Genomic DNA, 12,009 nt, shown 5'->3' with positions numbered 1-12,009 from the left:
CTACGTCGAAGCCGTCGCCAGCCATGCTGTGCCTCCCCCTTGGCCGTGTACTCGTAACTCGTCGCGAGCCGCCGACGATGCGTCGGCTCACAGATAGCGACCCTCGCATACGGCACTGACAATCGCCCTGGTGGGAGCGCATTTCAGCCACGGCACGACGCTGCCCGGCCAGTGGGCCCAGGGGAAGACCACAGCCCCTACCGCCCCGATCCCAGCAGGGAGCGATTCACCGAGCGCACGTCCAACCGTTCGCTGCGCGACCGTAGTGGAGCCACGGTCGCGCAGCGGCGTGTTGGGCAGTTACCGGCGCGGGCGGCGATGCTGCTCGGCCGGTGCTGTAGTTGCCGCCGTTGGCTGGGCGAAGTCGGGCCCGAGGGGCGGGTGCGGGACCGCGGTGGTGGTGCGGAGGCGGGCTGCTGCGGCGCGGCGGTTGGGGGTGGGGTTGCGTCCGCTGTGCTGGATGCGAGTGATCAGGACTCGGGCGGGTTGGCGAGCGGTGGCCAGTTCGCGTTGGGCGGCTGCTTCCTTGAGGAGTTGGTGGGGTTTGTGGCCGCGGGCTTCGGTGTCGGCGAGGACGGTGGCGAGGGCCGGCCAGCCGGTGTCGGCGAGGATCCGCTCGGCGTGCTCGGGGATGGCGGCTCGCACGTCGCTGGCCAGGGTGCGGCGGGTCTCCTCCTTCGGCTGGCGTTGCGCGAGGTCTGTGAGTTCCGGGCTGAGGGCGTGGTCGGCGGCGCTCTGAAGGTGCTGGAGGGCTTGGCGAGCGGCGTCGGCTTGGTGGGCGTGGCCCTTGGCCTCGTGCCAGCGTCCCGCGACGATTGCGGCCCAGACGAGGGCTGCGACCAGGACGGCGAGGGCGCTGCCGTCGGGGCCGGTGGCGGTGTGGGCGATGTCGCGGGCCGCGTTGCGCAGAGTGTGGGCGGCTCGGTCTTCTGCCCGGATCTGGGAGCGCTGGGCCCGTGCGAACGCCTTCGAGGCGGCTTGAAGTTCAGCGCGCAGGTCGGTGGGCGCTGTCTGGGCGGTGGCTTCGATCAGTTCACCGAGGGCGGTGATGTGTGCCTGGGCTCGCGTGTCGTCGGCGAGGTCGGTGTGGAGGGCGTCGAGGGCGTCGGTGGCCTGGTGCCAGGGGGTGCTGGGCTGGGTGCGGCGGGCGGTGGGGTGCTCTTCGGGCTGGCTGGATTCGAGGCGGGCCTTGATCTTGGGAAGGGAGAGGTCAGGGGCGATCTTTCCGCCGGGGTGGAAGATCTGTTCGTCGTCCTTATTGAGATCGCCGGGGCGTCCGACTGCGTAGCCGAGGAGGTCGCCAGACGGTCCCCGCTTGGCCTTGACTCGGATGCCCTCGGCTTCGAGGTAGGCGAGGAGTTCCTCGGCGCTTGTGGCGTGGGGGATAGCGGCGCGGATGCGGTCCTGGAGCCAGTCCTTGCTGGTCTGTTCCCAGCCGAGGCGCTGGGCTTTGTGCATTTCGGCCTGGGTGGGGCGTCGGGTGTTGGTGCGGTCGCCCTTCTCCAGGCGGCGCAGACCGTAGTCCTTCTCGATCTCGCGGCATGCGTCGCCGACGCGGATGCCGCTGTCGTGGAGTTTGGGGCGGCGGCCGTCTTCGCGGACGGCGGTGGCGAGGATGTGGATGTGGTCGTCTGCGTGGCGTACGGCGATCCAGCGGCAGGCCAGGTCATCACCGGCAGGGGCGATGCCGGCCGCGGCGACGATGCGCTGGGCGATCTCGCCCCATTCGGCATCGGAGAGGTAGCGGTCTTCGGGTGCGGCACGGACGGGGCAGTGCCAGACGTGGTCGGTGACAGGCTTGCCGAACTCGCTGTTGCGCAGGCGTACGGGCTCGTCGAGGTGGCGGGCGAGTTCGGTGAGGGTGGCCATCTCATCGCGGCCGGGATCGGGCATGCCGAGCATCGCGAAGCCCGCCACGATGTGCGGATCGAAGTGTTCGTCGTGGGTCCCCCGGCCGTAGAGGTAGGCAAGCAGGCCACGGGTGTTGGCGCCGGGCGCTTTGATGGCGGCGATCATGCGGCAAGGCCCTCCCCCGGGTCGGCTGGCTGGCGCAGGGCCTCGGCTATCAGTTCCAGCAGGTGGTGGAGTTCGTCGAGGCGGTGGCGTATGTCGGGTGGGGTGAGGTCACTGTTGAGGGCACGGGCGATCTGGTTGACGTTGACGCCGATGCGGTTGAGCTGACGCAGGACCTGGGCGCGGAACATGTGCGTGCGGCGGCGATCCTCGGACAGGGGCAGGTTGGCGGTGAACCGGCCTGCGATGAAGGCCAGGACGACATCGGCGGCGAAGCCGGACTCGCCCTTGTAGCCGTGCTCGGCAGCAGCCTCCTGAAGGCCGGCGTGCTCGTCGTCGGTGAACCGCAGCGGGCCGACGCGGACGGTGCGCTTGTTGCCGCCGAAGCGACGGATCGTGGGCTGGGCGCTCTTCACGACGGGCTCGCCGATGGCGGTCTCGGCGGCACGGGCGGAGCGAAGGGTCTCACGTTGGACTGCGTGGAGTGTGTCCGGGTCGGGGCCGCCCTCGGCCCCACCCTCCTGGCCCGGCGCCCCCTGGCGCTGGGCCGTCTCCGCCACCCCTGGGGCGGAGATCCCCGAAGGCCGGCCTTGAGTCGGACTCGGGGTACTACTGGCTCCGCCAGGGGCAATCCATCCGAATGCCCGCCGCAAAAGGCCCATCGCTCCAGGGGACTTCGTCAGCAGCCGTGGCTCGTTGTGAGTGGCCTCGGCGTGGTGTGGGTCGTGCGTCATGGGTGGTTCTCCGGAAGATGCGAGTGGGGCAGGCGGGCTGACGAGGAAGGGCAGGCAGAGTCCAGGCGGTCCACTGCCCCCTCCACAGGTGTGGATGACCAGGCGGTGAGGGGGCGGTGACCGGTGGCGGGGTGACCGGAAGGGTTCCGGCCACCCCATGGGGCGAGCGGTCAGTCCCTATCGGGACCGGTGCCGGAAGCGGCTTCGAGCTCGCGTCGAAGGACTTCCATCACCTCGGTCAGCCGTTCCCCGCTGACCGTCAGTCCCTTGGCCCGTATGGCCTTTTGGACAATGTCTCGGGTGGCTTTGCCCTGCTCTGCAGCGGCGATCCGACCGATCTCCACGAGTTCGTCGACCGTGGCCCCAGCTGGGCGGCCCCCACGTGGTTTGCTGTCCGGTTCGCGGAGCTGAGGTTTCGGCGACCGCGCGGAACTGCCAGCCGGTGACTCCGTAGCGCGGACAGCAGCATTGGTCGCTGACTCCGGCCCCTCAACCAACGCCGGCCCCATTCGGCCGATCGGCCGGTCGACCAGCTGGTGGATCTGCCGCATCAGGACGCCGAACGCCAGCAGCGCGGCGGTCGGGGGCACGGCAGCGACCACATAGTCGAGCAGGGGCTTCGCTCCGGGCCCGCCGGCTCCGCTGACCCCGGCTACGTTCAGCGCGATGGAACCGACCGACCCAGTGGCCGTGAGGGCGATGGCCCACCCATCGGTGAGCCGCCGCAGGCCCGCGCGGAGCATCAGCAACTCCCCCGCGACGATGAACGCATCCAACGTCGCGGGCCAGGCCCATTGGCGTACGGGGGAACTCTTGAGCCCGTGCTGCCCGGCGACCTCGGCGAGGTGCGCGTAGGAGAGCCAGAACCCACCGGCGGTCAGGGCGACGATGACGGTTCCCGCCGCGACGAGCGCATACTGCTCGGCGGTCTGTTTGGTCATCACCTGCTGCCCTCCTGGCTTAGGAGTGCGGCTCCCACCGGTCTCCTGATCGGTGCGGTCGGCGGGTGGTGCGAGGGTGGTCAAGCGGGGTTCTCCTGTGGTGGTGGCGTGGTCCGTCTTGGCCGTCTTGGCCGTTGAAACCGCAGGTCAGAGCAGGTGCGGCACAGGTGCTGGCGTTCCGTCTCGGCGGCGGTGCCGACGTATTGCGGCACCGCCGCCCTCGGGTTGGAGCATGCGGGTGGCGGTGGACGGGGCGGATCCGTCTTCCGTCTTGGCCGAAGCTCCTGTGACCTGCGGCGATACGGCGGGGACGCTTAGGACGGCACGAGACGGATGTGGGAGACGTCCTGGCGGTCACCGCGCCATTGGTGATCGCGTTGCCGTCTTGAGCCCGGCTGCCGTCTTACCGACATGCCGTTTGACCTGCGGGATCACGGCAGGGACGGCAAGGACGGCAACCGGAGGGGCGGGGCTCAGCCCGAGCTGGGCGTAGGACCGGCGTCGACCGGGTGCACGGTGGGGCAGTAGCGCCGCCACGCGTCGAGGAACTTGTTGCGCATGTAGCCCTTGAGCTGCCTTCCGTCGGCCATGCGCACGTTGCCGGGCCGAATGTCGAAGTCGCGCAGCATCCTGCTGAGCTCTCGGGCCGTTAGGCCGTCACGTCCCCGCTCCGCCCACGGGGCTTCGGCGTCTTGGCGCAGGTGGTGGAGGAGGTCCCCTGTGGACAGGCTGTCCACCTCACGCTGGGCGAAGAAGACCCGGCGGATGTCGGCGAGGATTCGTGCACCACTGGGGTGGTCCTCCTCGGCCGCCACTTCGGCATTGACCATCCGCACGCAGGCGACCCGCGCCAGCCGGGGCCAGCGACCGCCTGCCAGATCGGCGACGATCACCAGGGGCTCCCACGTGTCGGCGGCGCGGTCTTCAACCGGCATGTCCGGCTCCAGGTTCGCGGCCTCCTCCAGCAGCGGCCTGGCCCACGCGTGGATGCGGTCGCGTATCTCGTGCAGGGCGGGGATATCGCGGCGGGAGCGGAAGGGCCGGACCTTCTCGCCCTCGGCCCGCCGCCGCATGCGGATCACCACCGAACGGTCCATGACCGTGTCAGGCAGGTCACCGATTCCCGCGATGGCCGCCATGGCGAAGGTAGCGAACTTGTGCGGGGTGTGGTCGTTGCCGACGACCCGGGTGACGTACCGGCCGCGCTGATGACCGGCGTTGAGCAGGCCACGCGTCTCCTCGTTCTTCTCCGCCACCTTCGGGCCGAAGATGGTGTCGGCCTCGTCCACCAGCAGCGTCGGCGGCTCCTCCTCATTGATCGAGCGGAAGATGGCCGCCGGTGTGGTGTTGATGGTCAACATCGGCTCGTGGACCGTCTCGGTCAGCACGTCCAGCAGCCGCGACTTGCCGCAGCGCTTGGCCGGCCCCACCACCGCCAGACGCGGGGCGTGCTGCCACGCGGGCTGGAGATGCGTCGCCGCTACCCACAAAGTGATCGCGTCCAGCGCCTCCGACGAGGGCAGGATCACGAACTGGGCGATTTGGGAGTGCAGTTCATCCAGTAGCTTCGAGCCGGACGTCGGCTCCGCATCGGGTATGGCCTCCAGCCCGCTCGCCGCATCCGCCTCGTCGGCGCTGCGTCCGACCGCACCCTCGCTCGGGTCCGCCGCGGCGCTTTCAGCCTGCGCGGCACGTACGTGGGCGCCGGGCTGGCCGGGGATGGCCGTCGCGGGCCAGGCCGCTCGGGCGGAGGCGGAATAGGACTCGGGGTTCTCGGGTTGCACTGGGCGGCTCCTCGTCTGGCGGTGTCGGGCTTGCACGCCCCTGTCGCCGGGTCGGTTCTCATGGGATTGCTGGGGAGCCTTGGGGCCTCCGGCGTTGCACCGCCGGAGGCTCTCCCCCTTCTCGCGGGCGTCTCGGCACCGCGAGCGACCACGGACAGTACGTCCACGCCATGCCACAGTCCAGCGCTTCTGTGTCAGCTCAGCGCAGAAGCGCCTGCTACGCACCAGCTGCTTCACGCTGCCAGTCCCAGCAGGGCCAACAGGTCCGCCGTCACCACCCGGTAGGCATTGCCGAGTCGCAGCACCTTGCACGGGTACTGATCACGCTTGGCGAGCTCGTATCCCTTGCTCCGCCCCAGCCCCAAAGCTCGGTTGCCTGTCTCCAGGTCAACGGCGGCGGGAAGCTCCAGAAGCTCCTCGCGGCTCATCCCCTTCGCTCGCCCACCAGCTTCGTTCTCGCGCATGCGCGCTCCATCCACGACTGAGCCCTCGGCGAACGCGACCATCGCGCCCGTCTCCAGGTCACGAAATCAACGTTAGGCGAGCTAATGTGTCTGCATGACACAACGCCGTAGCGACCATGGATACGAGAAGGCCGACGACGAGGACGACGTCCTTGAGTGGGTGGACCAGGTCATGGCCACCGTGGCCGACGAGGTCCGCAGACGGCGGAAGGAACTGGGGTGGAGCGCGCAGGACTTGGCCGACAAGTGCGAGGAGATCGGCCACTCGATCCCCCGCAACGTGATCGCCAACATGGAGTCCGGACGCCGCTCCAACCTGCCCTTGGTCGACGTCATGGTGTTGGCCGAGGTGCTGAACACCCCGCCCATCTGCCTCATCTATCCCGTCGGCTACGTCGACGGTGTGCAGCGGCTCCCGCTTCAGCACCCCACCTCCCCCGTGAACGCCCTGCGCTGGTTCACCGGGGAGGAGACGGACCTCGGCGTGGACGACGACATGCTCCGCTACTTCCGCGCCCACCACGCCGCCGAGGAGCAACTGCAGAGCGCGCGACGCGATGAGGAGTACGCGCGCTACCACGCCGAGACCGCCCCGAACGCCGACCGAAAGGCCGAGGGCCTCCGCGCTCAGGCTCGTGCCGCCGAGGCGGCCGACGGCGCCGCGAACCGTCTGCGCAGGATCCGCGCCTTCATCCGGGAAGAGGGCGTCACGCCTCCCTTCCTGTGGCCCGACGTTGCCGCCGCAATCGATTCCCCCGGGAGCGATCCCGATATCACCGAGGAGAATGATCTTTGAAGGGCTCCACCTATCGCCGCTGCTCCTGCCGCGACCCGAAGACCGGCAAGGAACTCGGCACCTCCTGCCCCAAGCGCAACAGCAGGAACCACTGCACCTACTCCATACGCCAGGAGCTCTCGACCCGTGAGGACGGCAGTCGACGCTCGTTCGCCCGTGGCGGGTACGGCAGCCTCAAGTCGGCCCAGGCCGACCTCGACCACGTCCGCGCTCTCCTCGGGCTGGCCGAGTCGGACGACCCCGAGGGCACAGAACTCATCGCCGAGATGCTGGCCGAGGTCAGCCGCGAGCGGTCGCCTCTGCCTGAGGTCGAGGAGACGAGGCGGCGCCTGAACGCCGGCCAGGACCTCATCGGCAGCCTGACGGTGAGCGAGTGGCTCGACCGGTGGCTGGCCGGTAAGCGCATACGCAAGTCCGGCCTCAACCGCTACGAGACCGACATTCGCGTGCACTTGAAGCCGCGCATCGGAAACCGGCGGCTGGACCGGCTGCGCGTCAGCCACCTCAGCGAGATGTTCACGGACATCCGCGACGCCAACGCCCAGATCCTGGAGGACAACGCCCAGCGGCGAGCCGCGATCGAGGAGCTGGCGACCGTACCGTGGAAGGGCGTGGAGAACCGTGCCCGTCGCAAGGCGATGAAGGCCGCGATCGACGAGATGCCGCGCTTCCGTCGCATCACTGGCCCCGCCACGCGTCAGCACGTCAAGGCCACTCTTCGCGCGGCCCTGAACGACGCGATCGGGCAGCAGATCATCACGTTCAACCCGGCCGCACACGTCGAGATCGATCCCGTACGCAAGCCGAAGGCGCTCGTGTGGACGGACGAGCGGGTTGCCAAGTGGGAGCAGACGGGCGAGAAGCCGTCGCCGGTGATGGTCTGGACGCCCCAGCAGACCGGCACCTTCCTCGACTTCGTCGCCGAGGACCGGCTGTACGCGATGTGGCATCTGATCGCCTTCCGCGGCCTGCGCCGTGGCGAGGCATGCGGGCAGCCGTGGTCGGAGACGAGCCTCGACACCCACTCCCTCACCGTCTCCTCCCAACTCGTGCAGGACGGATGGGAGATCGAGGCGTCCGATCCCAAGACGGACAGCGGCTATCGCGTGGTCGCACTCGACGACGACACCGTCAACGTCCTCAAGCGGCACCGCGAGCGGCAGGAAGCGGACCGCGCGGAGTGGGGCTCGGCCTGGGTCGAGACCGGCCACGTCTTCACTCAGGAAGACGGCTCCTGGCTCCACCCGGGCAAGGTGACCGACCTCTTCGAGCGCCTCGTCGCCGCCTCCGGCCTCCCACCGATCCGGCTGCACGATCTGCGTCATGGCGCGGCCACCCTCATGCTGGCCGCCGACATCGACATCAAGATCGTGTCGGACACGCTCGGACACAGCGACACCCGCATCACGCGGGACATCTACCAGAGCGTCCTGCCCCAGGTCGGCAAGAGCGCCGCCGAGGCGACGGCGAGGCTGGTCCCGCTTCAACGCAAGGCCGAGGCGAAGAAGGCGGCCCGCAAGGCCGCGAAGAAGGAGAAGGCCAAGAACGCCGCGGCGAAGACCCCCGGCAAGGGCAAGGGCGGCAAGCGGAAGAACAAGGCGAAAGCCCGGCCCAAGGCCGACAAGAAGGCCGAGCTCCGGAAGCCCAAGAAGTAGGTCTCTGAGCGCCCCCGCTCACGCATCGCTCACGCAAGCCATCTCGCGACACTGCGGCGGCGCGACACGTCATGCCCCGAGCAACGCAAAAGGCCAGGTCACGGGCTGTGCGACCTGGCCTTTTTACTGAGCCGCCTTCGGGATTCGAACCCGAGACCTACGCATTACGAGTGCGTTGCTCTGGCCAACTGAGCTAAGGCGGCGTGGTGCGCGGTCCAGTCTACACATGGCGGAGGGGTGCTCTGTAACCGGTTTAGGAGCTGGTCAGGGGTGGGCGGGGAGAGGGGTGGAGAGGTGTGAGGTGGGTCACTTGCAGTGCTTGTTCTTCGGGGGGACGGTGCCGTGGAGGAGGTAGGCGTCGATCGTGGAGTCGATGCACTTGCTGCCGCGACCGTAGGCGGTGTGGCCGTCGCCGTCGTAGGTGAGGAGGGTGGCGCTGGAGAGCTGGGAGGCGAGGGCCTGGGCCCAGCTGTAGGGGGTGGCCGGGTCGCGGGTGGTGCCGACGACGAGGATCGGGGCGGCGCCCTTGGCCTCGATGCGGTGGGCTGTGCCGGTGGGCTTGACCGGCCAGTAGGCGCAGTTCAGGGCGGCCCAGGCGAAGGCGTCGCCGAAGACCGGGGAGGCCTTGCGGAAGCTGGGCAGGGCGGCGCGGACCTGGGCGGGGCCGGCGAAGGCAGGCGCGAGGTCGAGGCAGTTGACAGCGGGGTTGGCGTACATCTGGTTGCTGTAGAAGCCGTTCGGCTTGCGCTCGTAGTAGCTGTCGGAGAAGGCGAGCAGCCCCCGGCCGTTGCCGGCCTTGGCCTGGGCGAGATATTCGCGCAGGAGGGGCCAGGCGCGCTGGTCGTACATGGCGGCGATGACGCCGGTGGTGGCGAGGGATTCGGTGAGCTTCCGGTCCTCGCCTGTGGCCGCCGGGTGGGCGTCCAGCTTTTTGAAGAGGGCGGAGAGCTGCTTGGCTGCGTCCTCGGTGCTCTTGGTGCCGAGGGGGCAGTCCTTGTGCTTGGTGCATTCCTCGGCGAACGCCGTGAAGGCGGTGTTGAAGCCGGCGGTCTGCTGGACGTTGGTGGCGCGGGAGTCGAGCTCCGGGTTCATCGCGCCGTCGAGGACCATCCGGCCGACGCGGGAGGGGTAGAGGCCGGCGTAGGTCGCGCCGAGGAAGGTGCCGTAGGACGCACCGACGTAGTTGAGTTTCTTGTCGCCCAGTACGGCGCGCAGTACGTCCATGTCGCGGGCGGCCTCGACGGTGGAGATGTGCGAGAGCAGCTTGCCGGAGCGGGACACACAGCCCTTGGCGAAGTCGCGGTAGGCGGTGGTGAGCTTGTTGACCTCGGCCGGTGAGTCCGGGGTCTGGTCGATCTGGGTGTAGCGGTCCATCTGTTTGTTGCTCAGGCACTCGACCGGCTGGCTGTGGGCCACGCCGCGCGGGTCCATCGCCACCATGTCGTAGCGCGCACGGACCGCGGCGGGCTGTGGCGCGTACCGCTCGAGGTATTCGATCGCCGCACCGCCGGGGCCGCCCGGATTGACCAGGAGCGAGCCGAGCCTGCTGCCGGAACCGGCGCCGGTGGCCTTCTTGCGGGCGACCGCGAGCTTGATGTCGCCGCCGCCGGGGTGGGAGTAGTCCAGAGGCGCCTTCATCGTGGCGCATTCGAAGCCGCCGCTCGCACAGGAATGCCAGCTCAGCTTCTGGTCGTAGTACGACCGGAGGCTGGCCGGGGTCGAGGCCGGGAGGGGCGCGAGGGTCGGCTCCTCGGCGGGGCGCTGGGCGGCGCCGGCCTCCGTGGTGCGGCCCGGGGACGCCTCGTCGTCGGGGGAAGAAGCCCCCGAGGAGCAGCCGGAGATCAGCAGAGCGGTGGCCGCGAGGAGAGCGGCGGAGGTGCGGAGCAGTCGGCTGGTGGCCATGGACGGTCCCTTGGTCTCGGTCCCTGCGGTATGGAGTGACGTGAGTGCGGTGTCGGTCCCTGAGATGGTGTGACGGATGTCGGGGCGGGAGAGCAGTGATGGTGGCCCGGACGGAGAGTATCCAGATGGGGACGTTGTGTGTGCGTGTCCTTGAAGGGGCGGGCCGGGTGAGTGGCGGGGGCGGGTGGGCTGCGGTGGGTGGTGGTCAGCCGGCGCGGAGGGCCGCGGTCATGGCCTCGACCGCGAGGAGGGGGGCCACATTGCGGTCCAGGGCCTCGCGGCAGGCGATCACCGCTTCTATGCGGCGGAGGGTGCGTTCGGGGGACGAGGCGGTGGCGATGCGGTGGATGCTGTCGCGCACCTCGTCGTTGGCGAGGGGTACCGAGGCGCCCATCTGGAGGGCGAGGACGTCGCGGTAGAAGCCGGTGAGGTCGACCAGGGCCAGGTCGAGGCTGTCGCGCTGGGTACGGGTCGAGCGGCGCTTCTGCTTGTCCTGGAGCTCCTTCATGGCGCCGGCCGTGCCGCGCGGCAGGCGTCCGCCCGTGCCGGCGGCGGCGCCGAGCGCGGCGCGCAGCTCCTCGGTCTCCTTGGTGTCGACGTCCTCGGCGACCTGTTTGGCGTCCTCCCCCGCGGCGTCGATCAGCTCCTGCGCGGCCTTGAGGCAGCCGCCGATGTCGTCGACGCGGAGGGGGAGTTTGAGTACGGCCGTCCGGCGGGCCCGGGCGCGCTCGTCGGTGGCGAGGCGGCGGGCCCGGCCGATGTGGCCCTGGGTGGCGCGGGCGGCGCGGTCGGCGGCCTCCGGCTCGATGCCGTCCCGCCGGACGAGGACGTCGGCGACCGCGCTGACCGGCGGGGTCCGCAGGGAGAGGTGGCGGCAGCGCGAACGGATGGTGGGGAGGACGTCCTCCACGGAGGGGGCGCACAGCAGCCAGACCGTACGGGGCGCGGGCTCCTCGACGGCCTTGAGCAGGACGTTGCCGGCGCCTTCGGTGAGGCGGTCGGCGTCCTCCAGGACGATCACCTGCCAGCGGCCGCCGGCCGGGGAGAGGGAGGACCGGCGGACCAGGTCGCGGGTCTCCTTGACGCCGATGGAGAGCAGGTCCGTACGGACGATCTCGACGTCGGCGTGCGTGCCGACCAGGGAGGTGTGGCAGCCGTCGCAGAAACCGCAGCCGGGGGCGCCCCCCAGGGCGCGGTCCGGGCTGACGCACTGCAGGGCGGCCGCGAAGGCGCGGGCGGCGGTGGAGCGGCCGGAACCGGGCGGGCCCGTGAACAGCCAGGCGTGGGTCATCTGGGAGGCGCTGCCGCGGTCGGCGGACGGCTGTGGCTCCGGCCCCGACTCCAGCCCCGGCTGCGGCTGCGGCTGATCACCGGGCCCGTCCCCGGCCCCGGCCCCCGCTCCCGCATGCTCCGCGGTGATGAAGGCGTCCGCATCGCGCGCGGCCGCGGCCAGCTGTGCCGTCAACCGGTCCTGGCCGACCACGTCGTCCCATACCGCCATCGCTGTCCGCCGTTCCTGTCCGTGCCGTCCTGCTCGTGCCGTGCGAGGTGGGTGCTTGCCCGGCCGCACACCGCGCATTGCTCCATGCCTGACCCATTGTGGTGCAACCCACTGACAAACGAATCCGGAAGGCGGGGCCGCTCGGCCGAAGGAGGGCCGAAGGGGGCCGTCCGGAACCTGGAACCGGCCGTGGCCGCAGCTGTTGCGCTGCGGCCACGG

9 protein-coding genes and 1 tRNA gene are annotated in these 12,009 nt (G+C 70.1%); 2 read left to right on the top strand and 8 right to left on the bottom strand.

Annotated features, from left to right (window positions below; translation table 11 throughout):
- Nucleotides 1–300: 300 nt before the first annotated feature.
- The 5 genes from ABR737_RS25580 to ABR737_RS25560 form a co-directional block, all read right to left on the bottom strand.
- Nucleotides 301–2,016 (bottom strand): relaxase/mobilization nuclease domain-containing protein, encoded by a 1,716-nt coding sequence (locus ABR737_RS25580; RefSeq protein WP_350252571.1) that lies wholly within the window; start codon nt 2,014–2,016, stop codon nt 301–303.
- Nucleotides 2,013–2,573 carry a MobC family plasmid mobilization relaxosome protein gene (locus ABR737_RS25575; protein ID WP_350252569.1) on the bottom strand — a complete coding sequence of 187 codons (561 nt, stop codon included), beginning with the start codon at nt 2,571–2,573 and terminating at the stop codon, nt 2,013–2,015. Before ABR737_RS25575 ends, ABR737_RS25580 begins: the two co-directional genes overlap by 4 nt.
- Nucleotides 2,574–2,917: 344 nt before the next feature.
- Nucleotides 2,918–3,772, bottom strand: coding sequence for a DUF2637 domain-containing protein (locus ABR737_RS25570; protein WP_502964372.1), 855 nt, complete (start codon nt 3,770–3,772; stop codon nt 2,918–2,920).
- Nucleotides 3,773–4,161: 389 nt separating this feature from the next.
- On the bottom strand, nt 4,162–5,472 hold the full coding sequence (locus ABR737_RS25565; protein WP_350252566.1) for a DUF3631 domain-containing protein: 1,311 nt from the start codon (nt 5,470–5,472) through the stop codon (nt 4,162–4,164).
- Nucleotides 5,473–5,705: 233 nt separating this feature from the next.
- Nucleotides 5,706–5,936 carry a hypothetical protein gene (locus ABR737_RS25560; protein WP_168480677.1) on the bottom strand — a complete coding sequence of 77 codons (231 nt, stop codon included), beginning with the start codon at nt 5,934–5,936 and terminating at the stop codon, nt 5,706–5,708.
- Between the two features lie 94 nt (nt 5,937–6,030).
- Between ABR737_RS25560 and ABR737_RS25555 the strand changes: the two genes are divergently transcribed.
- The gene (locus tag ABR737_RS25555; RefSeq protein ID WP_350252565.1) at nt 6,031–6,732 is read left to right on the top strand and encodes a helix-turn-helix domain-containing protein; all 702 of its coding nucleotides are present in this window, start codon (nt 6,031–6,033) and stop codon (nt 6,730–6,732) included.
- The gene (locus tag ABR737_RS25550; protein WP_350252563.1) at nt 6,729–8,387 is read left to right on the top strand and encodes a tyrosine-type recombinase/integrase; all 1,659 of its coding nucleotides are present in this window, start codon (nt 6,729–6,731) and stop codon (nt 8,385–8,387) included. Before ABR737_RS25555 ends, ABR737_RS25550 begins: the two co-directional genes overlap by 4 nt.
- A gap of 129 nt (nt 8,388–8,516) precedes the next feature.
- On the opposite strand, the gene ABR737_RS25545 is transcribed toward ABR737_RS25550, so the two are convergent.
- From ABR737_RS25545 to ABR737_RS25535, 3 genes are all read right to left on the bottom strand, one after another.
- A tRNA-Thr gene (locus ABR737_RS25545) sits at nt 8,517–8,590 on the bottom strand.
- A 103-nt stretch (nt 8,591–8,693) separates the two neighbouring features.
- The gene (locus tag ABR737_RS25540; RefSeq protein ID WP_350252561.1) at nt 8,694–10,289 is read right to left on the bottom strand and encodes an alpha/beta hydrolase; all 1,596 of its coding nucleotides are present in this window, start codon (nt 10,287–10,289) and stop codon (nt 8,694–8,696) included.
- 205 nt (nt 10,290–10,494) lie between these two features.
- Entirely contained in the window at nt 10,495–11,790 is a 1,296-nt protein-coding gene (locus ABR737_RS25535) for a DNA polymerase III subunit delta' (RefSeq protein WP_350252560.1), read from the bottom strand.
- Nucleotides 11,791–12,009: the final 219 nt, after the last annotated feature.

Origin of the sequence: Streptomyces sp. Edi2, assembly GCF_040253635.1 — a bacterium.
GTDB lineage: Bacteria > Actinomycetota > Actinomycetes > Streptomycetales > Streptomycetaceae > Streptomyces.
Note: the sequence above shows the minus strand (reverse complement) of the source record. Positions and strands in the feature narration are given on the sequence as shown.